Here is a 22367-nt window from a genome sequence, read left to right on the forward strand (position 1 = left end):
TTTCATGCGTGAAATCAGCTAGACGCGGCCGAGCCGGTCGAGAAGCGCGGCGCCGGTGCGGATACCCTTGAGGAACAGGTCGATTTCCATGTTCTCGTTGGGCGCGTGGTTGGCTTCGTCGGCATTGGCATAGGGCATGACGAAGGCGGGGACGCCGAGCACCTTGGTGAAGACATAGTCGGGCAGGCTGCCGCCGGCCGATGGATAGACAAGCGGTTGCTCGTTGCGGGCTTCGACAATGGCTTCCTGGATGAGTTTGCCCCAGGGATCATCGAGCGGCGTGCGGGAGGGCAGCATGGAGCCATAGGTGATGACCTCAACCTCGGGCGCATGCTTGGCGACGTGGGCTTTGACGCAGGCATAGACATGGTCTGAAGTCATCGCTTCGACGAGGCGGATGTCGCATTTGGCGACGGCCTCGCAGGGCAGCACGGATTTGGTGCCCGGCCCGCCATAGCCGCCGTGAAGGCCGTTGATGGTGAGGGTCGGGTGGAACATCAGCCGGTCCCAGAAGGGGCGATCGGCTGGCTCGTCGAGGCGGGTCAGGCCCATATCGGCCATGTATGCCGGCAGATCGAGCGGCAGGGCCTTGGTCGCGGCAATGTCGGCTTCGGTCGGCGGAATGATCTGGTCGTGAAGCCCGTCGATGGTGATACGCCCATCGGGTGTCTTCATGGTCGAGAGCAGGTGCACCAGCGTCCATATGGCATTGGGCATGACGCCACCGTAATTGCCCGAATGGGCATCGCGGGCGGCGGTGCGGACGCGCAGCTCGAACGAGGTCATGCCGCGCACGCCATAGGTCAGCGTCGAATTGCCGGATTCGTGCAGGGGGCCGTCGGCGGTGACCACGAAATCGGCCTTGAGGCGATCCTTATAGTCCCGGACGAAATCGGCGATCTGCGGCGAGCCAATCTCTTCCTCGCCTTCGAGGAGGAAGATCACGTTGCAGGGCAGGGTGCCATGCACCTTGAGATGCGCCTCGATGGCCATGATCTGCGCAAAGTGCTGGCCCTTGTTGTCGCCAACGCCGCGGGCATAGATACGCCCGTTGCGGATGGTCGGCTCGAAGGGCGGGCTCTCCCACAGTTCCAGCGGATCAGGCGGCTGCACGTCATAGTGGCCGTAGAGCAGCACGGTGGGCTTTGCCGGGTCGACAGTGTAGCGGGCGAGAACGAAGGGATGGCCCTTGGTCGGGATCGCCTCGACTTCCATGCCTAGTTCGCCCAGCATTTTCACGAGCAACTCGGAGACTTCGCGGATGCCTATATTGTGGGCGCTGATCGAGGGATTGCGCACGTAGTCGATCAGGCGGGCGATATATTCGTCGTGCCGGGCTTCGATATGGGAGAAGACCGGGCTCAGCGTGGGCGAGGTCATGCTGCTTCCTTGGTGAGGATGATACCGCCCGAGGCATGGACCCGGCCTTGCCAGCCGGCAGCGACGAAGGTGGTGGTATCGAGCTGGGTCAGGATGACGGGACCGGCAAAGGTCGCGCCGGCGCCGAGTTTTGCGCGGTCGAGGACGGGCACGTCGACTTGCTTGCCGCCGATGCTGACGGCAGTGTGCTCTTCGGGTGCGGGCGTCGGGCCCGGTGCCAGTTCGACGGCGGGCGGCACGGCGGCGAGACCGGTTGCGTGAACACGCAGGGTGACGAGTTCGATCGGCGCGCCGAGATTGAAGCCGTAGAGCGCCTTGTGGGCAGCCTGGAAATTGGCTTCGACCTGAGCTCGGTCCGCGGCGTAAGCCACGGCGATTTCGCCGCCCTGCCCGGCATAGCGCAGGAGGGCAACGCGTTCGATGACACGCACTTCGGAGGCGACGTCTTCCTCGTTGAGCCAGGCGGTCGCCTGTGCTTCGAGTTCGGCGATGATCGGCTCGGTCGCAGTCGGGTCCATGGCGCCAGGGATGGCCATGGCACGCGAAAACTCGGACTTGAGATCGGCTGCGAGGAGGCCATCGGCGCAAAGAACGCCGGGGGCCGGGGTGATCAGCACGCTCTTGATGCCGAGAAGATCGGCAAGGGCGCAGCCATGGAGCGGGCCGGCACCGCCAAAGGGGACGAGTGTGAAATCACGCGGATCGTGGCCACGCTCGACCGAGACGACGCGCATGGCGCCGACCATGTGATTGTCGGCAATGGCGAGGATGCCGCGGGCAGCGGTTTCGAGATCGAGCCCGAGCGGTTCGGCAATGGTCATCACCGCGCGCTTGGCCGCTTCCACATCGAGCACCATGCTGCCGCCGAGGAGGCGCGCCGGCAACTGGCCGAGGGCAACGTGGGCGTCGGTGACGGTGGGTTCGGTGCCACCCTTGCCGTAGCAGGCGGGGCCGGGCCAGGCGCCCGCGCTTTCAGGGCCGACAGTAAGAGCGCCGTCCTTGATGCGGGCAAGCGAGCCGCCGCCTGCGCCGATAGTGATCATGTCGACCATGGGCAAAGCCAGTGGCCATTCGCCGACTGCACCATGCTGGGTAAGGCCGATCTGGCCGCCCTTGATGAGGCAGATATCGGCCGAGGTGCCTCCGATATCATTGGTGATGATGTCCTCGATGCCGCAGGCAGCAGCCGCGGCGCGGGCGCCGACGACGCCGGCCGCGGGGCCGGACAGGGCAGTGAGGGCGGGGGCGACGCGGATTTTCGGTGCGCCGGCAACGCCGCCATTGGACTGCATCAGCATCAGCGGCGGAGTGGCGCCCTCATCGTCGAGACGCTTTTCGAGATTTTGAACGTAAGTGGTGACGCCCGGCATGACCGTGGCGTTGAGCACGGTGGTGAGGCTCCGCTCATATTCGCGCACTACGGGCAGTACGTCGCTGGAAACGGTGACGGCGAGATCAGGCAGTTCCTCGCGCAGGATTTCGGCAACGCGGCGTTCATGCGCCGGATTGGCATAGGCATGGATGAGGCAGACGGCGACGGCCTGCACATTCATGCCGCGGATCTTTTCGGCAGCGGCGCGAACGGTCGCTTCATCGAGTGCTTCGAGCACCGCGCCACCGGCGGCGACGCGTTCGTCGACTTCGACGATGCGGCTCGACGGCACCGGAGGGACCGGCTTGACCCAGGTATAGAGATTAGCCTTGCGCGGAATGTCCTGGCGGCCGATCGCCAGCACGTGGCGGAAGCCGCGCGTGGTGACGAGCGCAGTGCGCGCCCCCTTGCCTTCAAGGATCATATTGGTGGCAACGGTCGTGCCGTGCAGCACCTGATCGAGATCGGCTGCCGAGGCGCCGGCCTGTTGCAGGGCAAGGCGGATGCCGTTGAGGAAGGCTTCCGACGGATCGGACGGGATGGACGGCGTCTTGGCGCGCCAGGAGCGGCCGGAACCGTCGACCAGCGCGACGTCGGTAAAGGTGCCACCGATATCAACGGCAACGGCGAGATTGGTTGGACTTTTTTCCGTGGCCATATCAGGCGAGCTCATCGATATAGGTATTGCGGTGGAAGGGTTTGGTGGCCGGACGGTCGGCGCGCAGCTTTTCTGTGGCTTCGACATCGAGCTGGTCGTCAGAAATCACGACGCCATAGAAGGTCTTGGCGGCATCAGCGGTGACAAAACCGCCGCGAACGTCTTCAAGCACGCGCTCAGCCGGACGATCGTAGGGATGGCCCATGCCGCCGCCGCCGCCGGTGCGGATGCGCAGGATGTCGCCCTTCTTGAGGGCCGTGCCGTCCGAGAGCGGCGGAATCTTACGCTCTTCGGGCGTGCCGGGATTGACGACGATGGAGCCGCCGCCGCCCGACATGCCGCCGGCATAGCCCCAGGGCGGGTTCTTGACGCCGTCGATACGGATGGCCAGGAGAGCCTCATCGGCGAGGATTTCATATTCGCGGATGATGCCGGTGCCGCCGCGGAAGCGGCCGGGGCCACCGGAATCGGGCACGACGCCATATTGGCGAAGGCGGATTGGATAGCCGCCTTCGAGGAATTCAACAGGGTAGTTTTCCTGCGCCACGAAGTAGACGGCGTCGATGCCATCGGCAAAGTCGCGGGCGCCATAGCCGACGCCGATACCATCAGCGAGAAGGAACGGCTTTGGCGTGCCGGTTTCCTTGCCGAAGGTGCCGCGCATGATGGTGACGACATAGGCGGAGTGCGCTGCCGGAGCGCCACCCTTGCCGCGGTTCACGAGGCCATTGAGCACGGCGAGCATGCGCATCATGGTGAGGCCGCGCATGCCGAGCGGGGCTGGGAAGCGCGGCTGGACGATGGAGCCTTCGCGGAGGCGCACTTCATCGATGGCGAGCGGGCCGCCGGCATTGACCACCTGCGAGGGGTCGCCGCCGAGGAAATAGAGCCCCAGCGCCATGCCGGGCACGCCCTTGTTCATGATGAGATTAACGGGGCCGGGGGCCTGATCGTCGCTTTCCGTCGCGTCGAAAATGAAGCGGTCTTCGCCATTGGCGCCCTTTTCGCGGGTGATGGCGAAGCGGAGGCTGAACGGGCCATTGCCGTGGCCGTCGCTGTCGATCTGGTCGGAGAACTTGTAGGTGCCGTAGTCAAAGGTTTCGGCAAGGCGACGGCGCACCAGCGTGCGGGTGCGGTCGAGGAGTTGCGCGAGGGCGTCCGAGACCGTGTCGGCGCCGTGGCGCGCGACGACTTCGGCAACGCGGGTGACGCCGAGCTTGACCGAAGCCATGAGCGCCGACATGTCGCCTTCGCTCTGGGCTGGGAAGCGCGAATTGCGGTGGAAGATGGCGAGGGCCATTTCGTTGACCACGCCCGCATCGACCAGCTTGGTCGGTGGGATGATGATACCCTCCTGGTAGATGGAGGTTGCATCGGGGCTGATGGAGCCGGGATGCAGGCCGCCGATATCGGCGAAGTGGGCCCAGCTCATCACGAAGGCGCAGAGGCGGTCGCCGTGGAAGACCGGGGCGAGGAGCACCTGGTCGTTCGAGTGGGTCACGGCGCCCTTGGAGCCATAGCAGTCATTGTACCAGTAGAGGTCGCCCGGCTTCATGGTCTCGCGCGGAAAATGCTCGAAGACCGGCGAGGTGAGATCGCCGAAGATCGGGACCATCGAACCCACGGCCATGACGCCGCGCTCGTCGAACAGGGCGGTATAAAAGTCTTTCTTTTCGCGGATGAAGGCGGAGATGGCGGTGCGCTCGATCAGCGCTTCCATTTCGCGCTGGGTCGCCATGATCGCCCCGCGGATGATTTCCAGTGTCACTGGATCGCAAATGGGGGCAGTATCCGGCGCCAAGGCCGGCATGGCGGATGAGAGCGGTGTCATCAAAAGCCTTCCAGAGAGAAAAGAAGAGAAAGTATCGGGAGCGTGCGCGGCACTATTCATCCCGGTCCATATGGCGGAGCACGGCGTCGGCGGAGCGACGCACATAGATCCGGGTGGCGCGCTCGGCGGCGGCGATGTCGCGGGCGGTGATGCCGGCGATGATGGCACGCACGCCTTCCATGCCTGTTTCGAGCTGTCCCGGCTCGTCCATGGCGTAGATGCGGAGCATGTTGACGCGGGAGCGCAGCTGATCGAGCATTTCGGCAGCGATCTGGTTATCCGCGACATCGGTCATGAAGCGCAGGAATTTCGACATGGTTTCGGCCATGCCGACCTTGTCGCCATTCGAACCAGCTTCGAGGAGCCGACGACCGAAATCCTGGGCGGCGGCAATATCTTCGTCCGTGGCGCAGGCAAGGAAGCTGCGCACGGTGATGGCTTCGAGTTCGGTGCGGATCTCGTAGATTTCGTGGACGTGTTTTCGCGTCAGGCGGGCAACGCGGAGGCCGCTATGTGGGATGACATTGACCAGCTTTTCCGCCTCCAGCCGGCGCGCGACTTCGCGCACCACGGTGCGGCTGATGCCGAAGGCTTCGCAGAGTTCGCGCTCGGTCAGGCGCGTATCGGGGGCGATACGGCCTTCCATGATCGCGGTGCGGACGGAGTCAAAAACCCGATCGCGGGCGAGCTGGCGCGTTTGCGTGCTCTCCTCCGCCAGCTCATCGGCCATGTGCGATGCATCAACCTGAAAGATTCTACGCAAGTCGCTCATTAGTATCGGTCGCCCCAAGGGAAAATGGGTGGGTCATCCTGCATTTGGCCGTCTTGGTCAAATCGGTGCGACGGCGTGTTGGAATGACTGTAACGAGGGTGTTTCGCAAAGCCTAGCGGAAAATTGTCGTACAATCCGGATTGTCGTACAATTTATCTTGGGGCATCGTGGGCCATCACTTTGCAAAGAGAGGGTTCAGCATGCTCGACACGGCCATCAAAAACGCCATCGCCCAGGTCAATGCCGACGCGGCATGGCCACTGGTGGAAGCCTTTTCCACCATGCCGCGCTGGAAGCCGGAAGACGTCGAAGCCTCAGCCCACGACATTGCCCGGCGCCTTGGAGAGCTTGGCGTGCCGGTCGAAATGCTCGAAGCCTCGCTCTATCTCTCCATTCCATATGAAGCCTCGGTCGAAGCCAATGGCAAGACCTATGCGTCGAAGCCTCCCGCCTATTCACTGAGCTGCCCGGAAGGCATGAGCGGCGTGCTGCACCATGTGCCGGGCGCGCTGGCCGCCAGCGTCGGCAGCTTTTACGAGAAGAATCGGGACGAGGCCGCGGCGGCCGAAGAGCGCATTCGCGGCAAGATCGTGCTGACGGATGGCTTTGCCTCGCCCAACAAGGTGCTCGAATTCCAGGAAAAGGGCGCCATCGGCGTTATCGCCGTCAATCCGGGCGTCGACCGGCATTGGGGCATCTGCTCCTCGGTCTGGGGTTCGCCCGATCTCGATGGCCTGCCGCGCAAGCCGGTGATCCCCGTTGCCGTCGTCAACAATCCCGACGGGCAGGAACTGATCGCGCTGGCCAAGGCCGGTGGCAGCGTCACCATCAAGACCCGCTTGGAAGAGGGCTGGTTCAAGTCGCTTGTGCCGGTCGTCAACGTCCCCGGCACGGCGGAGCCGGAAAAGTTCGTGCTGCTCGCCGGCCACTATGACAGCTGGGACGTGGGCGTGGGCGACAATGCGACCGGCGACGCCGCCATGCTCGAAATCGCGCGTGTGCTCTGGCACAACCGCGGCGACCTCCGCCGCTCGGTGCGCATCGCCTGGTGGCCGGGCCACTCGACCGGCCGTTATGCCGGTTCGGCCTGGTATGCCGACGCCTTCGCGCTCGATCTCGACGAGAACTGCGTCGCCCAGGTCAATTGCGATAGCCCCGGCTGCCGCTGGGCCGATGTCTATGAAAACGTCGCGGTGATGAGCGAGGCCAATGGCCTCTGCACCGACGTCATCCGCGAGGTTGCCGATCTGCCTTTCCACGGCGAACGGCCGCTGCGCGCCGGCGATTATTCCTTCAACAATATCGGGCTTTCGAGCTTCTTCATGCTGTCCTCCACCATGACGGTCGAGAAGCGCAAGGAGATGGAATATTACACTGTCGGCGGCTGCGGCGGGAACATTGCCTGGCACACCGAAAACGACCTGATGGACATTGCCGATCGCGACATTCTCATTCGCGACATCAAGGTCTATCTCGCCGGCATCATGGCAGTGGCCAATGCGCCGATCCTGCCCTTCGACTGGCGCGCGACTGCCGCCGAGTTCAAGGCGACGCTTGAAAAGTACCGCAAGGCTGCCGGCGAAGACGCCACGCTGCTCGATCCGGTCTCTGCCGAACTCGCCAATCTCAGCGCTCAGCTTGATGCCTTCTATGCAGCCATTGCTGCCGGCACGGTTGCCGAGGCTCAGGCCAATGCGGTGATCCAGCAGCTCGCTCGCATTCTCGTGCCGCTCAACTATACGCGCGGTCCGCGTTTTACCCATGATCCGGCTTTGCCGGTGCCGGGTCTGCCGGCCATTTCGGTAGCGAGCGAGCTCAAGACGCATGGACCGGAAACGCTCGGCTTTGCCCGCACCCAGCTCATGCGCGGCGCCAACCGCACGGCAGCCGCCCTGCGTCAGGCGGCGCGGCTTCTGACCGCCTAGAGCAAAACGTATGGTCGGGCAGGGTGCCCGGCCATACCGCTGGCGCGTTGGAGCTGAAACAGCCAGCGCCTTGGGCTTCGATCCCGCACATTTCGTTTCGGCGCAACGCACCCCCATGAGCTTGCAGGTCCTGCCTGCGAGCGATCCGTCGCGGAAAGGCGCTCCCGTTTTTGCAATTAATTCTTACTTGCAAAAACATTCGATGTGGCGCTACTTCTGATTTGCGAATGGTTCGCAACTGGGGTGCTCATGTCAAACGCCGAACTTGCCCCCGATCTGGTCAGCCGCCGTAGCTTGTTGCTGGGTGGGCTCGCAGCTGCCGGCGGCGCTGCAGCGCTGGCCACGACCACCGTTGCCCAGGACATGCCGGGGCATGACATGAGCAGCATGCCGGCAGAGCCGGCTGCAACCTCGACCAACCCCTATGCCGCGCCCCCGGCGCATGGCGGTGCTCACGGCGACATGATGACGGTCGGTACGGTGGATCACGGTGCCAACGGGTTCGATCCCTCCACCATGCTGACCGAATGGGAAACCGGCACGCTGTCCACCATGGAGGACGGCCGGACATTACGCACTTTCACGGTCGAAGCGATCGATAAGGAAATCGAGATTGCTCCGGGCGTGATATTTCCGGCCTGGACCTATAACGGCCGCGTGCCGGGCCCGGCGCTGCGCGCCAAGGAGGGTGAGCGGCTGCGGATCGTGTTCAGCAATTTTGGGTCCCACCCGCACTCGATGCATTTTCACGGCATCCACTCGGCCCGCATGGATGGCGTGCCCGGCGCTGGCCTGATCAATCCGGGCGAGGAATTCGTCTACGAATTCGACGCGAAACCATTCGGCTGCCATCTCTATCACTGTCACGCGCTGCCGCTGAAACGGCACATGCACAAGGGCATGTATGGCGCCTTCATCATCGACCCCGATCCGTCGCTGCACCCCGAATTTGCCGAGGTCGCCGCCTCCCGCCTGCTTGGCACGCCCGAAAATGCGCTCTGGCAGGAAATGGTCTTGGTGATGAATGCCTTCGACACCAATTTCGACAACGAGAACGAATTCTACGCGGTCAACACCATCGCCCATGCCTATGCCCGGGCGCCGATCCGCATCGTCAAATCGAGGCCAGTGCGCATCTATCTGGTCAATGTCACCGAGTTCGATCCGATCAACTCGTTTCACCTGCACGCCAATTTCTTCGACTATTTCGATACCGGCACTAACCTCGCGCCCACGCTGCGGACCGTTGACCTGATCATGCAATGTCAGGCCCAGCGCGGCATTCTCGAGTTCTCGTTCAGGGACCACGAGGCCGGCAGCTACATGTTCCATCCCCACCAGAGCGAGTTCACCGAACTGGGCTGGATGGGAATGTTCGACGTGGTGGAGGGCTGAGTCATGAACGAAATGGCCGATGCGACCACCACTTCGACAAAGGCCGCAGCCATCGGCAACCGTCGCTCTCTTCTCTGGCTGCTGCTGCCGCTGGGGCTGTTCTTGCTGGCTCTCGCCTGGATCGCTTCTACCGATCCGCTGCGCAACTTCAACAATGGCGCCCCGCCGGTCGAGGCGCTGACCTATGAGCGCACGGTGCTCGACGACACCGGCATTCACGTCCAGCTCCGCGCCGGCGGCTCCGAGCCGATGACGATTGCCCAGGTGCAGGTCGACGATGCCTACTGGAATTTCTCCCAGACCCCGCCCGGCCCGATCGCCCGCGGCAGTACTGCGTGGATCGACCTGGCCTACCCCTGGGTTCTGGGCGAGGCACATGTCGTCAATATCATCACCAATACTGGCACTGCCTTTGCCCACGAAATTGCCGTGGCCGTGCCGACGCCGGTCCCGACCCAATCCATGCTCTGGCAGCAGGCACTGATCGGCATCATTGTCGGCGTCTTGCCCGTTGCCATTGGCCTTTTGTGCTACCCCGCGCTGCGCGGTGTCGGCCCGGCTGGCATGAATTTCCTCTTGGCGCTGACCATTGGCCTTCTGGCCTTCCTGCTTGTCGACATGACGTTTGAAGCGCTGGAATTGGCCGGAGAGTCCGCCGCGATGTTCCAGGGCTCGTCCATGGTCCTGCTGGTGGCGCTGGCCAGCTTCCTGATCCTGATGGGCGTCGGGCACTGGCGTGGCACGCCAACCGGCCTGTCGCTGTCGTTCTTTATCGCGCTCGGCATTGGCCTGCACAATTTCGGGGAGGGCCTTGCCATCGGAGCCACCTTTGCCGCGGGCTCTGCCGGCCTCGGCACCTTCCTGGTGCTGGGTTTTGCCCTGCACAACGTCACCGAGGGCATCGGCATTGCCGCGCCAATCCTTCGGGTTCGCCCACCGCTCTGGAGCTTTGCTGCATTGGCGCTGCTTGCCGGTCTGCCTGCCGTCTTCGGGCTGTGGCTGGGCAGCCTGGCCTATGCGCCGCAATGGTCCGCCCTGGCGCTCGCCGTCGGCGCCGGGGCCATCGTCCAGGTTATTGTGGAAGTCGGCGCCTATCTGCTGCGCTCAAACCCCGGTGCCCGCTCGCCGCTGTTCTCGCCTGCAGTCCTCGGGGGCCTGCTTACCGGCATCGGCTTCATGTACGTCACCGCTGCGATCATCAAGATCTGAACCCAAAGCCCCCGACCCAAAAAAGAGCAGGCGAGGCGATCGACACATCGATCCGCCCCGCTTGCACAATTTCAAGTCGCGCCCGGATAGTTCGCTTAGTCGAGCTTCTTCGTCTGGGGCAGGGCCAGCGGGTCGGACGGCGTCGGCGACATGAGCTGCGCCAGAATGTCGTCGGCCGATTGGCTGGAGCCGCCAATGCCGGCTTCGCGCAGTTGGCGATCAAGGTCGTTGCCGTTTTCGAGCGCGGCAAGTTCGGCGCCGGCGGCGATACGGCCGGCCGTGGCTTCCTGCTTTTTCTTGATGCGCTCGAGGCTGTCGACGGCGCTGCCGAGGCGGGTGTTGATGCCCGATTGGCTATGTGCCAAGGCCGACTGCGCCTTGAGGAGCGATTCATTGGCTTTGACGTTGTCGACCTCGCGCTTCATCTGGGTGATGCGCGCTTCGGTGTCCTGGATCGTGCGCAGCATCTGCTGCTGGCGCGGCAACAACTGGTCGAGTTCGGCCTGATCGCGCTGCAATTCGCCGCGGATGGTGGCGATGCGCTGGGCAAGGCCCTGTGCGAGGTCGGTGCGGCCGGCGGCGATGGCAGCGCGGGCGCTGTCGGTGTCTTTCGCTTCCTTGGCGCGGTTTTCCTCGATGCGGCGCGCCATGCTCTTGTTGGAGGCCATGATGCCGGCAAGGTCGGAGCGCGCCTGGCGCAGGGACTGCTCGGCGTCGCGGATTTCCTGGTCGAGAATGCGCATCGACTGGCTGTCGGCGACGGATTCGGCGGCTTCGTTAACCCCGCCGCGGATGGCGGTGAAGATTTTACCCCAGGCGCTCACGCTGCGAACTCCCCATTCTTCCATTCATTGATCATGTCGGCCGCATCGACCGCATTGGCGGCGAGCACGGCAACTTCCTCGACCACCGTCTCGGCGCTGGAGCGGGCCGACAGCGAGCCGAAAAGCTCATACCACTCTTCGCCATCGATCTGGGTGATGCCAAAGCTCGAAAGCGGTACCAGCTTGTGCGTCTTGAGCACCATGTGCTCGAAGTCCGGGCGGTTCGGAATATCCTTCAACGGCGCGAGAATGACGCTGGCCAGAATATCGCGGTCGCCGCTCATGGTGACGAAGACGTCGAGATCGCCCTTTTCCTTGAGCGTGACGACGAGGACATTTCCCTCGGGCGGAACATGCACGTCCACATCGCCAAGGGCTTCGGGATCAGACGCAAAAAGCTGCGTCAGGGTCGTGAGGTTCCAGGTATCCAATAGGTCCTCCATGGGATCTGTCGATATCGGCCGGCTTGTGCGGGCGCCTTGCGCATATGGTACTATCACATTGTGACCGCAACCATATTTGCCTGTGGCGACTTGTCGCCAATATTTGGTGCGGTTCGCCTTCCTAGCATCTCGGCGCATCGCTACCATATAGGAGCGATGAATCCGGCTTGCATGGGGTTCGTGGCCGCGTAGGGAGCAGGGCATGATCGGTTGGTTCGGCCGCAAAGACGAGAAAAAACCGCTGCCGGTCGAGCGTGGTCCTCTTGCCGTCGGTATCGGTGGCGCCCTCGACCTCGATTTTCTGTCGCTCGAAGCCAATGCCCTTGGTGGCGAACCGGCCATGCCGCTGCCGCTGAGCGGGCCGTTCATCGTTGCCGCCTATGGCGAAGTGCAGCTGGACGCCTCAAGCGTGCTCTCACGCTACTATGACGACGAACACCGCATGATCCAGACCATGTCCGGCGGTGGCAAGCCCGGAGATGCGGTGGAAGACATCAGTTTCTATCATCCCTGGGACAGTGTCGTGCCCTCCGGTCCGCAAGCCTGGTTGCGCTGGACGGGGCCGAATGGCCTCATCGGGCAGGAGCACTATGATGCCGATGGGATCCACTTTCATCGCTTCTGGGGCGAAGGCCCCGAGCGCACGGCGCTCGTCGAATTCGTCGAAAAGGTCGACGATGGCGAGGCGCTGCGCTCCATCCACCAAACCTGCATGCTCTACTATCGTCCCCTCGGCCAATCGCGCGAAATGCTGCTGATCAATGTTGAGCGCGACCTCGGGCAGGGGCAGAGCCAGACGGGCAGCTCGGTCGAATTTCTCATCGGCTACGGGCTCACCCCGGCCGATGTGCGCCGCGTCTGATATCCATTGAACGGTTCATCCAAGGAGTTTCGACATGCTTGACTATGTGGCGGGCCTGCCGGCCTTCCTCGGCTATTTTGCGATTGGCCTTGCCGCTTATGGCGCCTTCGCTTTCGTCTATACGGCCATTACGCCGCATCGCGAGGTGGAGCTGATCCGGGCCGGCAATATGGCTGCCGTGACGGCCTTTCTCGGCGCCATTCTCGGCTTTAGCCTGCCGCTGGCTTCGGCGGCTGCCAATTCGGTCAGCATCGTCGACTACATCATCTGGGCCGTGATCGGCATTCTGGCGCAGATTCTGGCCTATTACATCGCCAATTTCACGCTCAAGAACCTGCACGAGAAGATCACCAATGGTGACGTGACGGCCGGCATCTGGGGTGGCGGCATCGCGCTGGCGGTGGGCATTCTCAATGCCGCCTGCATGACCTATTGAGGGAGGACGCAATGCGCAGACGTCTCAGCGGGCGCAAGCCGCCGCTTCTCTCGCTCGGCACCATTGCCATCTCGTCCCTGGCCCTGGCCGGTTGCGCCGGCGAACCGCCGGGCGAAGTGCTTTTCACCTCGGTCGATCAGTGCATCACCGCCGGCATGGATGCCCAGGTGTGCCAGGCGGGCTATCAGGATGCGATGCAGGCTCACCTGCAATCTTCGCCCAAGTTTGATGGCCTCGCTGCCTGTGAAGCCGAATATGGCGTGGGCCAATGCGCCGAGCAGCAGCCGGTGGCGACGGGCGGTGGCGGCAGCTTCTTCACCCCGTTCCTCGCGGGCTATCTGCTCTCCTCGACGCTCAACAATATCGGCGACTACAATCGCTATCGCGACCAGCGGATAAACAACGGCTTTGCCTATGGGTCGACGCCGATCTATCGCAATCGCTCTGGCCAGACGGTTACCCCCGGCGCCCGGCCGGGCGGCGATGTGGTGGCCCCCTCGCGCCAGACCATGCAGCCTGTCAACGTCAATACCCGCACCGTCGTTCGCCAGGGCTTTGGTGGCGGTGGCGGCTTCAGTTTCGGCGGATAGGCAATGAAACGCATCACCTATCCGGAACGCCAGGGCTGGCGCGATAAGGCGCGCGAGGTCGGCTTCGGTTTTCACGAAATGTATGGCGAGCCCTATTGGCTCGACGATGTTGCCTACACGTTTACGCTCCAAGAGATCGAAGAGCAGGTCGAAGCGCCGAGCCAGGAACTGCACGAAATGTGCATGGACCTCGTCGGCGATATCGTGACGAGCGAAGAGGCCCTCGACCATCTGGCAATTCCTGAGGAGTTGCGCGATCTCGTGCGCGATTCCTGGGAGCGCGGGGACCGTCACCTCTATGGCCGCTTCGACCTCGCCTATGACGGGGCGGGCCCGGCCAAGCTGCTCGAATACAATGCGGATACGCCGACCTCGGTCTTCGAGACGGCCTATTTCCAGTACAACTGGCTGATCGACCAGATCGCAGCCGGCGTGCTGCCGCAGGATGCAGACCAGTTCAACTCGCTGCAGGAAAGCCTTGTTGAAGCCTTTGGTCAGTTCTCCAAGGAACCGATCTTCCATTTCGCCGCCATGACCGACAACGAGGAAGATCGTGGCACGACGGTGTACCTCATGGATTGCGCCGTGCAGGCCGGGCACCGAGTGGAACTGCTCGATATCGGCGAAATCGGCGTCGACGCGCTGGGGCGCTTTACCGATTTGCAGGATCGGGTCATCGATCGCTGCTTCAAGCTCTATCCGTGGGAATTCATGCTGCGCGAGAATTTCGCGCCCTATCTGCCGCGGTCGGGCCGGGCTTTTGTTGAGCCCGCCTGGAAGGCAGTCCTCTCCAACAAGGGCCTGCTGCCGCTTCTCTGGAAGCGCTATCCCAATCATCCGAACCTGCTGCCGGCATTCTTCACCGACGATCCCGGCGCTTCGTCGCTGACGAACTACGTGCAAAAGCCGCTGCTGTCTCGCGAGGGCGAGAACGTCTCCATTTTCACCAATGGCAAGGAGCTGGCGTCGGCACCGGGTGATTACGGCGCCGAAGGTTTCGTGATCCAGGAATATGCGCCGCTCTTTGAAAGCGAAGGTGGCTTTGCCGTGCTCGGCAGCTGGATTGTCGGAGACCGTGCCTGTGGCCTCGGTATTCGCGAGGACCGGTCGCGCATCACCGCCAACCTCTCGCGTTTCGTGCCGCACGTTATTCTGGACTGACGGGGCCTAAAGCAAGCTTTCGGGGTTGCGGCGGGCCTGTTTCGTGGCCATGTGGGGACCTCTGGTAATCGAGGTCGCAAGAATGAGCGCTGTTCCATCTGCCCGCCGCCGCGCCTTGATGCTGGTCAATCCCAATGCCAGGCGCGGCTCTGAAGCCATCGAGCCCGTCATCGAGCGCCTGGCCCAGGGCGGGGTCGACGCGGTTGTCGAGCGTTTCGATACGCCCGACGAAGTCTCGGCCGATATTGCCCGGCGCCGGCACGAGGCCGACCTCGTCATCGTCTGCGGCGGCGATGGCACCATCAATTCGGCGGCGCGGGGTATCCTCGAAACCGGGCTCCCCATGGGCATCATGCCGATGGGGACGGCCAATGACCTCGCACGCACGCTCAGCATTCCCAATGGGCTCCTACAGGCTGCCGACGTCATCATCGCGGGGAACACGCGGCGCGTGGACCTTGGCGAGGTGAATGGCCACCCCTTCTTCAACGTCGCCAGCATGGGACTCAGCGTTGATCTCGCCCGTGGGCTCACACCGGAGGCCAAGCGCCGCTGGGGCAAGCTCGGCTATGCCTTGGCGGCCCTGAAGGTTGCGACCCGCGCCAAAAGGTTTCGGGCCGAAATCATCAGCGATACCGGCCGCGAGCGCGTGAAAACGCTGCAGATCGCGGTGGGCAATGGCGTGCACTATGGCGGCGGCACGATGATCCATGCCGATGCGACCATCGAGGACGGACACCTCGACCTCTATAGCCTCGAACTCAAGAATGTCTGGAAATTCGGCCTGATGCTGGGCGCCTTCCGCCGGGGCGAGCATGGCGCCTGGGATGAAGTTCGCACCGCCAAGAGCACGGAATTCGACATTCGCACCGAGACGCCGATGCCGATCAATACCGATGGCGACCTCGTCACCCAGACGCCGGCCCATTTTCTGATCCGGCCAAACGCCATTTCCGTATTTGCACCCAGCTGAGGGAGCAGCTAGCACCGTGAAGGCTTGTGTAAGACCAGCGGAGTCGGGACGTTGACGACATCTCCAGAGCGCGTTCAGCCTGCAGGGCGTTCGCCTGACAACACGCTGTTTTACATTGGTTGCGCGGTGGCTGCCGCGCTGCTGACGATTTTCGGAATCCTCGCGGATCAGGTTGTCGATGGCGACACGGCCGCTTTCGATCATGCCGTGGTGATGCTGTTTCGAGATCCGGCGACACCGGGCATTCCCGTCGGCCCGTCATGGTTCAACGAAGGCGTGCGGGATATCACTGCGCTTGGAAGTTTCCCGGTCCTCGGCGTCCTGGTGATCGGCGTCGTACTGCATCTCTTGCTCACTGGGTCGCGCCGCACGGGTCTGCTTATTGCCATCAGCGTCCTTGGCGGCACGATCATCAGCACGGTGCTCAAGGCGCTCTTCGATCGGCCGCGGCCGGATTTCACCGGCGCCGTCGAGGTCTTTACCTCGAGCTTTCCAAGCGGACACGCAACGACCTCCGCCGTCGTCTACCTGACGATTGGCGCTCTTTTGGCCCAGCGCGCGTCCACATGGCCGGCGCGAGCCCTGTACCTGCTCGGTGCCATCATCCTCGTCGGCGCCGTCGGCCTGAGCCGAATTTACCTCGGGGTCCATTTTCCAACGGACGTCCTGGCTGGCTGGGCTCTGGGGGCGGCCTGGGCGCTGATTTGTCTCGCGGTAGCGCACGCTCTGGACCGTCGCGGAACCCTGCGCGATGAGGCCCGGCCGGGACCGCCGACCGAAGCACGGTAGACCCGCTTGCTCTAGATCAAAGACGTTGCGACAAAGATGTCGTTGAGTGCAGCCTGATCGCCGGATATAGCGGCGTGATCAGGGGGCAAGATGCCGTTTAGATCGCGGAGCATCATTAGGGAAACTGCCAATGCCATTGCGGTATTGGCTCTCTATGTCCTCGTCCTCCTGGCACCGCTGCATCAGGCCGCGGGCCTGCAGCGCGATTTGGATTCCCTGGGCTATGCATCGCTGGACCTCTGGTCGGTCTGCGCGCCGCTGACTGTCGATCAAACCGACGACCAGCCCCAACTGGCCAAGTGTCCCCTTGCGGGCGTCGGAAAATATGAAGTCGCATTGGCCGAGCCTGCATCGCTCGATCTCGGCTTGCTTCGGTTTTGGGCAGAAGCGTCTTATCCCGCCGTCGCCGAACTGCGTCACTCTCACCACGCGCCCCATATCGGGCAGGCACGGGCGCCGCCAGTGATGGTCTGAGCTTCAAGCGAAAGCCAACCCTCTGACCATTTTATCACTGGAAATCATCATGATCCGTATTCTCGCCGCTTCGGCCGCACTCGCCGTTGCCCTCACCGCCGTTCCCGCTTTCGCCCACGTCACCCTCGAAGTGCGGGAAGCTGCCATCGGCTCGACCTACAAGGCCGTGCTGCGTATTCCCCACGGCTGCGGGACCGAGGCAACCAATGTTGTGCGCGTCCAAATTCCCGAAGGCTTTTACAATGTGAAGCCGATGCCCAAGGCAGGCTGGACCCTCGAAACCGTTACCGGTCCCTATGCGCAAGCCTATGACAATCACGGCACGCAGCTCACCGAGGGCGTGACCGAGATCGTCTGGTCGGGCGGCGACCTGCCGAACGAATGGTATGACGAGTTCGTCTTCCGCGGCACCTTTGCCGGCACGCTGGAGCCGGGCAAGTTCTACTTCCCCGCCATCCAGGGATGTGCCAACGGCGAAGAGGCCTGGATCGACGTGACGGGCGACGAAAACGCCGACATGCCCGCGCCGAGCGTCGAACTGGTTCCCGCTGGCGCTGCTGGTCACTAAGCCCAATGGGGTGCGGTCCGCCGCACCCCTCTTTTCGCAGGGCTCGCGTCACAGCCCTGTCGCTTGCAGCCGGTAGGTCGGTCTCTGCTGCATTATCAAAGAGCCGACCATGACCCGTTTCCTCCGCCCCTTCCTATTGCTGCTGCTCGTCTCCACGCCTCTAGCGGCGCAAGACCATGCCCATAGTGACCATGAGGCGAGCCTTGGCGGGATCACCGTGATCCATGCCTGGACACGCGCTACGGGGCAGGGCGAAGACGCTGTGGTCTTCTTCGAGATCGAAAATGCGGGCGAGCCGGTTACTCTGAGCGGGGCCGAGGCCTCGAATTCAGCAAGCGTAGAGGTGGTCGGCGCCACCATGGGCGCGGATGGCGTCATGGCCTATCAGCCGGTGGGTGAATTCCAGCTTCCGAGTGGCGAGTTCGACTTCGATCCGAATGGATTGGGTCTGCGGCTCAATGGCCTGACAGCTGAACTCAAGCAAGGCGATCACTTTCCGCTGCATCTGCTGATCGGCGATGGCGAGCTTCAGATCAGTGTCGAAGTCGAAGCATCAGACGCCGTCGCCCATAGCCACGCTGGGCATAGCCACTAGCGCAGAGCGTCGACCACGGGCCGGCGATAGATAATCAGCGCCGGTACCAGCGCCAGAACGAGGCCGAGGCCGACCAGCGTGCCGACGAGCGACAGCTCGCGCGCGCCGATCTCGGCGCGCATGGCGACACCGGTGGATTGCGCCAAAAGATCTGAGACCACGGCCGCAGCGCCCCAGCCGAGGACAAGCCCGGTCAGCGCGCCGGTGACGACGATGCCGGCGACGTAAATCCAGACCGTGGCGAAGATGAAGAGCGGCGAGGCGCCGAGGGCGCGGAGGACCGCGAAGCGCTGGCGCTGCAGGTCGAGAATGGCGACGACGCCGGCAAGAATGGCCGCGACCACGAGCGCCTGGGCCGCGAGCGTTAGGGCACTCATGATGGCGGTGGCGTCGCCGAGCAGGGCATAGAGCCCCACCAGAACTTCGGCAGGAAAGAAGGCGGTCGATTGCGGTGTGCGGTAGGCGGAGCGAAGGCCATAGGCGGCCGCCACGTCCTTTGGCTTTACCACCACCGCCGGCAGGCCGGGCAGGGCGTCGGGATCGAAGGGCGCGCCGATATGGGTGTCTTCGGGCAGATGGCCGGTGCCGAGACCGTGCGCCACCCAATTGTATTCGATAGGCACGACAATGGCGCGGTCCCAAGGTGTGCCGGTGGGCTGCATGCGGCCGACAATGGTGATGTGCGGATGGTCGCCATCGCCACCGGGCACGGCTTCACCAGCTTCGATGGCATCGGCTGCAGTATCTGCATCGGTGCCGGTGGCGCCGCCATGGCCGTGCGAGACTTCGAGTTCGTCGCCAACGGCATGGGGCGAGAGGGCGCCGACAACCGCTTCGTTGACCGTCTCGAAGAGCCGACCTTCGGCAAGGCCACCTGAAAGGTGGTCGACGAAGGGTGCCACGGTGCCGACGACGGGGTCATTGCCGATGGCATCGCCAAAGCCGATCGGGGCGACGAAATCGGCCTCAGGCTCATCGAACAGCAGGCGCGTGATGGCGGGGTCGAGCAGTTCTACGGCCGTGGGGTCGAGATAGACGGTCGAGAACAGCACGTCGTTGTGGCTGCCGGGGGCGGCAACGATGAGATCGAACTTGTCGGCAGCGCGGGCGCTGCCGATGCGGAGGGCACGCTCCTGGGCAGAAATGGCGATGCCGAGCGCCACGGCGAGGGCAACGATCAGCAGGAACAGGATGGCCGTAAACCTGTTGCGGCGCAGGGAAGCCCAGGCAATGGGGAACGGGTTCATGATGCCGGCTCCCGGCGGCCATGGTCGAGTTGCACCGTCTGGTCGGCGAGGGTTTTAAGCGCCGGATCGTGGGTCGCGACAACAACGGTGCGGCCGTCTTCGCGGGCGAGGCGTTGCAGCACCGCGGCGACGGTTTCGCCTGTGGCCGCGTCAAGGCTGGCCGTGGGCTCGTCGGCAAAGATGACGCTGGGGTCGCCGATCAGGGCGCGGGCAATGGCGACGCGCTGCTGCTGGCCGCGAGAGAGTTTTGCGACGCTTTCGCGCTCCGCAGGCACATCGAGCTGGCGGAGCAGGTCAAGCGCGCGCTGCCGCTTCGTGGCGGCCGAGAAGCTGTCGAGCCAGATTGGCACCAGCACATTGTCGACCGGGCTCATTTCCTCGATCAGGTGAAAATTCTGGAAGATGAAACCGGCCTGTTTGCGGCGCCAGCGGTCGCGCTGGCTTTCGCCGAGTTCTGCTATGTCGGTGTCGGCCCAGGCGATGGTGCCGGCATCGGGGCGCAGGAGGCCGGATAGCAGATAGAGCAGGGTGGATTTGCCCGAGCCGGATGCGCCCGAGAGCACGGTCATCGTGCCCGGCGCAATGGCGAGAGCGGGCAGGTCGATGACATCGGCGCCGGCAAAGGCGAGGCGTAGGCCGGAAACGGCCAGAGGCAGTCCCGGCATGGAAAACTCAGAGAATGGTGTAGCGGGTATCGAGCAGGCGCACCTTGCTGACAAAGCCGGTCGGCCCGTCGGTCTCGATGCCGGTGTCGAAGGTGCCCTCGACGCGGATGAGGTTGGAGAAGCGGGTGAACTTCATGTCGCCCTCGAAATAGGAGAGGACGATGTCATTGGGCCAATCCGTCGCATCATCGCAGAAGGGGCAGGTGGCCATCGGCGTCTTGGTGAGGACGAAGAAATTGATCTCGGGCTTCAGCGGTGGAGCCATATAGCCGGTCATGACGATGCGCTGGCCTTCAAGCGCAATGGCCTGGTCCGAAAGGTCCTTGCCGCGCGAATACATGTCACGGAAACGCAGGGATGGCAGGTCGGCGAAAGCCGGCTTGGTGGCGAGGAGCGTGCCTGCGGCGGCGAGGCCGGCGACGAAGTGGCGTCGTTGCATGTCTTTTGTCCTCTTCTCTAGCCTGCGCAGACCCCGTTGGAGCCTCGCGTCATTCCCGCGAAAGCGGGAATCTCACTTGGTCGACGATCAGATTCCCGCTTTCGCGGGAATGACGCTGTGCGGAGGAGAGTAAGCCGAAGGCATCCCCACCGTGTGACAATCACGGCCTCGTGAATCGAAGGTGGCCGTCGGCTCCCCGGCGGCCACCTCTGGTGCGAAAAATTACTTCGTGGCGTTGAGGCCGAGGGCCTTGGCCATGACGTGGTAGATCAGGTTCTGTTCGATCACGCCGTCGAGGAGATAGGCCTGTGGGCCCTGGGCGAAGACGGCGACGTCGTCGCCGGCATGGCTTTCCGAACCCATCGGGATCAGGGCCTGCTGCAGGAAGTCGACGTCGGTGGTGTCGACTTCGGTGAGGTCGGCGCGCTGCAGGGCGGTGCGGACTTCTTCACCGGTCATCTTCGAGACGTCGGCACCTTCTTCGAGGGTCTTGGCGCCCGGGCCGTTCATGTAGCCGAGGGTGGTGTAGGGCAGGCCATCATCACCCGTGCCGGCAATGCCGAGGATCGGGTTGTTGCGGGTCGGGTAGCCGGCGATGGTGAAGACGTGGCTGTGATCGGCGGTGAGCACGATCAGCGTTTCTTCCGGGTTCACGGCGTCATAGGCAGCCTTCATGGCTTCCGAGACGGCGATGGCGTCGGTGAGGGCGCGGGCAGCATTGCCGGCGTGGTGCGCGTGGTCGACGCGACCGCCTTCAACCATCAGCACGTAGCCGTTTTCGTTCTTGGACAGGATGTCGATGGCCTTGGTGGTCATCTCGGCGATCGAAGGTTCGCCGCCGGCATCGCCTTCGCGGTCGGCTTCGTACTGCATGTGCGAGCCGTTGAAGAGGCCGAGAACATGGCCGGTGTCGGCGGTGAGCGCGTCAAAGCCTTCCTGGTTCCAGACATACTGGCCATCGTTGTACTTGGCCTGCCAGTCGGCGATCAGGTCACGCTCCTTGCGCGAACCGGTCTTGGTTTCGTCTTCTGGATCCTTCTGGCTTTCGAGCATGAAGTTGGCGCGGCCGCCGCCGAACACGACTTCAAAGCCGTCGCCGAACGACCAGTCGACCAGCTGCGAGGCGATATCGGCACACTTGCCGACGGCGTCTTCAGGCAGGCTCTTGTCGTTTTCCCAGTCGCGACCGACGGTGTGCGCATAGGCAGCAGCCGGGGTGGCGTGGGTGATGCGGGCGGTCGAGATGATGCCGGTGGCAAGGCCAGCGGTTTCGGCCTGTTCGAAGATCGACGTGGTGGTGGCGCCAGCCTGGGTCGAGCAGTCTTCGAGGACGGCGGTCTGATCGACGCCGATGGTGCCGTTCAGCGACTTGACGCCCGAGGTGATGGCGGTGGCGGTCGGGGCGGAGTCAGCGACCTGGCTGTCGTGCGTGTAGGTCTTCACGAGAGCGGTGTGCGGTAGCAGGGTTTCGAAGGCGAGCGAGTGGCTTTCGCCATCGACGCCGGCCAGCTGGCCTTCGTGGATACGGGCAGCGGTGATGGTCGGGATGGAAAGACCGTCAACGATGAACATGATGACGTTCTTGGCCTTGCCGGTGTTCGGCTGAACGGCTTCCTTGGCGGCGAGCTGTTCCTGGGCGGCGAGGAAATAGCTGTCATCAGCCTGCGGCACGGCAGTCTGGGCCAGAACCGGCAGAGTCAGGGCGAGCGTGGAAACGCCGGCAAAAAGAGCCCGGGAGAGCTTGACCATGATGTTCACC

22 protein-coding genes are annotated in these 22367 nt (G+C 63.5%); 12 read left to right on the top strand and 10 right to left on the bottom strand.

Translation table 11 applies throughout. The features are described from left to right. Positions 1-18: 18 nt before the first annotated feature. From ACSQ2A_RS03035 to ACSQ2A_RS03050, 4 genes are read right to left on the bottom strand one after another with little or no spacing between them, the layout of a single operon-like run. Entirely contained in the window at positions 19-1380 is a 1362-nt protein-coding gene (locus ACSQ2A_RS03035) for a M20/M25/M40 family metallo-hydrolase (RefSeq protein WP_436071022.1), read from the bottom strand. Further along, positions 1377-3410 carry a hydantoinase/oxoprolinase family protein gene (locus ACSQ2A_RS03040; RefSeq protein WP_436071023.1) on the bottom strand — a complete coding sequence of 678 codons (2034 nt, stop codon included), beginning with the start codon at positions 3408-3410 and terminating at the stop codon, positions 1377-1379. Before ACSQ2A_RS03040 ends, ACSQ2A_RS03035 begins: the two co-directional genes overlap by 4 nt. Before the next feature lies 1 nt (position 3411). Then, positions 3412-5241, bottom strand: a complete 1830-nt coding sequence (locus ACSQ2A_RS03045) for a hydantoinase B/oxoprolinase family protein (protein WP_436071024.1) — start codon at positions 5239-5241, stop codon at positions 3412-3414. A gap of 52 nt (positions 5242-5293) precedes the next feature. Beyond that, positions 5294-6013, bottom strand: a complete 720-nt coding sequence (locus ACSQ2A_RS03050; RefSeq protein ID WP_291418719.1) for a GntR family transcriptional regulator — start codon at positions 6011-6013, stop codon at positions 5294-5296. A 200-nt stretch (positions 6014-6213) separates the two neighbouring features. On the opposite strand from ACSQ2A_RS03050, the gene ACSQ2A_RS03055 reads away from it, so the two are divergent. The 3 genes from ACSQ2A_RS03055 (at position 6214) to ACSQ2A_RS03065 (ending at position 10542) form a co-directional block, all read left to right on the top strand. Continuing rightward, a complete protein-coding gene (locus ACSQ2A_RS03055) occupies positions 6214-7938 on the top strand; it encodes a M28 family peptidase (protein ID WP_436071025.1) in 1725 nt (574 codons plus the stop codon). Between the two features lie 249 nt (positions 7939-8187). Further along, entirely contained in the window at positions 8188-9333 is a 1146-nt protein-coding gene (locus tag ACSQ2A_RS03060) for a multicopper oxidase domain-containing protein (protein ID WP_436071026.1), read from the top strand. Between the two features lie 3 nt (positions 9334-9336). After that, positions 9337-10542 carry a ZIP family metal transporter gene (locus ACSQ2A_RS03065; RefSeq protein WP_436071027.1) on the top strand — a complete coding sequence of 402 codons (1206 nt, stop codon included), beginning with the start codon at positions 9337-9339 and terminating at the stop codon, positions 10540-10542. 95 nt (positions 10543-10637) lie between these two features. On the opposite strand, the gene ACSQ2A_RS03070 is transcribed toward ACSQ2A_RS03065, so the two are convergent. Continuing rightward, complete coding sequence (locus tag ACSQ2A_RS03070; protein WP_436071028.1) at positions 10638-11366, bottom strand: PspA/IM30 family protein; 729 nt, start codon at positions 11364-11366, stop codon at positions 10638-10640. Then, positions 11363-11809, bottom strand: coding sequence for a YjfI family protein (locus tag ACSQ2A_RS03075; protein WP_436071029.1), 447 nt, complete (start codon positions 11807-11809; stop codon positions 11363-11365). Before ACSQ2A_RS03075 ends, ACSQ2A_RS03070 begins: the two co-directional genes overlap by 4 nt. 202 nt (positions 11810-12011) lie before the next feature. On the opposite strand from ACSQ2A_RS03075, the gene ACSQ2A_RS03080 reads away from it, so the two are divergent. The 9 genes from ACSQ2A_RS03080 (at position 12012) to ACSQ2A_RS03120 (ending at position 18257) form a co-directional block, all read left to right on the top strand. Further along, positions 12012-12671, top strand: a complete 660-nt coding sequence (locus tag ACSQ2A_RS03080) for a DUF2491 family protein (protein WP_436071030.1) — start codon at positions 12012-12014, stop codon at positions 12669-12671. Positions 12672-12705: 34 nt separating this feature from the next. After that, entirely contained in the window at positions 12706-13107 is a 402-nt protein-coding gene (locus ACSQ2A_RS03085; RefSeq protein ID WP_295411232.1) for a DUF350 domain-containing protein, read from the top strand. Between the two features lie 11 nt (positions 13108-13118). After that, a complete protein-coding gene (locus ACSQ2A_RS03090; protein ID WP_436071031.1) occupies positions 13119-13697 on the top strand; it encodes a DUF1190 domain-containing protein in 579 nt (192 codons plus the stop codon). A 3-nt stretch (positions 13698-13700) separates the two neighbouring features. After that, positions 13701-14858 (top strand): glutathionylspermidine synthase family protein, encoded by a 1158-nt coding sequence (locus tag ACSQ2A_RS03095; protein WP_436071032.1) that lies wholly within the window; start codon positions 13701-13703, stop codon positions 14856-14858. Positions 14859-14940: 82 nt separating this feature from the next. Then, positions 14941-15831 (top strand): lipid kinase, encoded by an 891-nt coding sequence (locus ACSQ2A_RS03100; RefSeq protein WP_295411236.1) that lies wholly within the window; start codon positions 14941-14943, stop codon positions 15829-15831. A 51-nt stretch (positions 15832-15882) separates the two neighbouring features. Then, the gene (locus tag ACSQ2A_RS03105; RefSeq protein WP_436071033.1) at positions 15883-16620 is read left to right on the top strand and encodes a phosphatase PAP2 family protein; all 738 of its coding nucleotides are present in this window, start codon (positions 15883-15885) and stop codon (positions 16618-16620) included. A 90-nt stretch (positions 16621-16710) separates the two neighbouring features. Continuing rightward, positions 16711-17094 (top strand): hypothetical protein, encoded by a 384-nt coding sequence (locus tag ACSQ2A_RS03110; RefSeq protein ID WP_295411240.1) that lies wholly within the window; start codon positions 16711-16713, stop codon positions 17092-17094. Between the two features lie 49 nt (positions 17095-17143). Continuing rightward, positions 17144-17662, top strand: coding sequence for a YcnI family copper-binding membrane protein (locus ACSQ2A_RS03115; protein WP_295411242.1), 519 nt, complete (start codon positions 17144-17146; stop codon positions 17660-17662). 109 nt (positions 17663-17771) lie between these two features. Beyond that, entirely contained in the window at positions 17772-18257 is a 486-nt protein-coding gene (locus ACSQ2A_RS03120; protein ID WP_436071034.1) for a copper chaperone PCu(A)C, read from the top strand. On the opposite strand, the gene ACSQ2A_RS03125 is transcribed toward ACSQ2A_RS03120, so the two are convergent. From ACSQ2A_RS03125 to ACSQ2A_RS03140, 4 genes are all read right to left on the bottom strand, one after another. Continuing rightward, positions 18254-19504, bottom strand: a complete 1251-nt coding sequence (locus ACSQ2A_RS03125) for an FtsX-like permease family protein (RefSeq protein WP_436071035.1) — start codon at positions 19502-19504, stop codon at positions 18254-18256. The genes ACSQ2A_RS03120 and ACSQ2A_RS03125 overlap by 4 nt on opposite strands. Beyond that, positions 19501-20169, bottom strand: coding sequence for an ABC transporter ATP-binding protein (locus ACSQ2A_RS03130; protein WP_436071036.1), 669 nt, complete (start codon positions 20167-20169; stop codon positions 19501-19503). The genes ACSQ2A_RS03125 and ACSQ2A_RS03130 overlap by 4 nt, the downstream gene beginning before the upstream one ends. Before the next feature lie 7 nt (positions 20170-20176). Continuing rightward, on the bottom strand, positions 20177-20608 hold the full coding sequence (locus tag ACSQ2A_RS03135) for a hypothetical protein (RefSeq protein WP_295411251.1): 432 nt from the start codon (positions 20606-20608) through the stop codon (positions 20177-20179). Positions 20609-20830: 222 nt separating this feature from the next. Then, entirely contained in the window at positions 20831-22357 is a 1527-nt protein-coding gene (locus tag ACSQ2A_RS03140) for an alkaline phosphatase (RefSeq protein WP_436071037.1), read from the bottom strand. Positions 22358-22367: the final 10 nt, after the last annotated feature.

This window comes from Devosia sp. LjRoot3 (assembly GCF_964252865.1).
Lineage (GTDB): Bacteria > Pseudomonadota > Alphaproteobacteria > Rhizobiales > Devosiaceae > Devosia.

What these genes read in the sequence shown, in the direction of transcription:
- ACSQ2A_RS03035 (WP_436071022.1), bottom strand. Translation starts at nt 1,380, where the DNA reads ATGACCTCGCCCACGCTGAGCCCGGTCTTCTCCCATATCGAAGCCCGG.
- ACSQ2A_RS03040 (WP_436071023.1), bottom strand. Translation starts at nt 3,410, where the DNA reads ATGGCCACGGAAAAAAGTCCAACCAATCTCGCCGTTGCCGTTGATATC.
- ACSQ2A_RS03045 (WP_436071024.1), bottom strand. Translation starts at nt 5,241, where the DNA reads ATGACACCGCTCTCATCCGCCATGCCGGCCTTGGCGCCGGATACTGCC.
- ACSQ2A_RS03050 (WP_291418719.1), bottom strand. Translation starts at nt 6,013, where the DNA reads ATGAGCGACTTGCGTAGAATCTTTCAGGTTGATGCATCGCACATGGCC.
- ACSQ2A_RS03055 (WP_436071025.1), top strand. Translation starts at nt 6,214, where the DNA reads ATGCTCGACACGGCCATCAAAAACGCCATCGCCCAGGTCAATGCCGAC.
- ACSQ2A_RS03060 (WP_436071026.1), top strand. Translation starts at nt 8,188, where the DNA reads ATGTCAAACGCCGAACTTGCCCCCGATCTGGTCAGCCGCCGTAGCTTG.
- ACSQ2A_RS03065 (WP_436071027.1), top strand. Translation starts at nt 9,337, where the DNA reads ATGAACGAAATGGCCGATGCGACCACCACTTCGACAAAGGCCGCAGCC.
- ACSQ2A_RS03075 (WP_436071029.1), bottom strand. Translation starts at nt 11,809, where the DNA reads ATGGAGGACCTATTGGATACCTGGAACCTCACGACCCTGACGCAGCTT.
- ACSQ2A_RS03080 (WP_436071030.1), top strand. Translation starts at nt 12,012, where the DNA reads ATGATCGGTTGGTTCGGCCGCAAAGACGAGAAAAAACCGCTGCCGGTC.
- ACSQ2A_RS03085 (WP_295411232.1), top strand. Translation starts at nt 12,706, where the DNA reads ATGCTTGACTATGTGGCGGGCCTGCCGGCCTTCCTCGGCTATTTTGCG.
- ACSQ2A_RS03090 (WP_436071031.1), top strand. Translation starts at nt 13,119, where the DNA reads ATGCGCAGACGTCTCAGCGGGCGCAAGCCGCCGCTTCTCTCGCTCGGC.
- ACSQ2A_RS03095 (WP_436071032.1), top strand. Translation starts at nt 13,701, where the DNA reads ATGAAACGCATCACCTATCCGGAACGCCAGGGCTGGCGCGATAAGGCG.
- ACSQ2A_RS03100 (WP_295411236.1), top strand. Translation starts at nt 14,941, where the DNA reads ATGAGCGCTGTTCCATCTGCCCGCCGCCGCGCCTTGATGCTGGTCAAT.
- ACSQ2A_RS03110 (WP_295411240.1), top strand. Translation starts at nt 16,711, where the DNA reads ATGCCGTTTAGATCGCGGAGCATCATTAGGGAAACTGCCAATGCCATT.
- ACSQ2A_RS03115 (WP_295411242.1), top strand. Translation starts at nt 17,144, where the DNA reads ATGATCCGTATTCTCGCCGCTTCGGCCGCACTCGCCGTTGCCCTCACC.
- ACSQ2A_RS03120 (WP_436071034.1), top strand. Translation starts at nt 17,772, where the DNA reads ATGACCCGTTTCCTCCGCCCCTTCCTATTGCTGCTGCTCGTCTCCACG.
- ACSQ2A_RS03125 (WP_436071035.1), bottom strand. Translation starts at nt 19,504, where the DNA reads ATGAACCCGTTCCCCATTGCCTGGGCTTCCCTGCGCCGCAACAGGTTT.
- ACSQ2A_RS03130 (WP_436071036.1), bottom strand. Translation starts at nt 20,169, where the DNA reads ATGCCGGGACTGCCTCTGGCCGTTTCCGGCCTACGCCTCGCCTTTGCC.
- ACSQ2A_RS03135 (WP_295411251.1), bottom strand. Translation starts at nt 20,608, where the DNA reads ATGCAACGACGCCACTTCGTCGCCGGCCTCGCCGCCGCAGGCACGCTC.
- ACSQ2A_RS03140 (WP_436071037.1), bottom strand. Translation starts at nt 22,357, where the DNA reads ATGGTCAAGCTCTCCCGGGCTCTTTTTGCCGGCGTTTCCACGCTCGCC.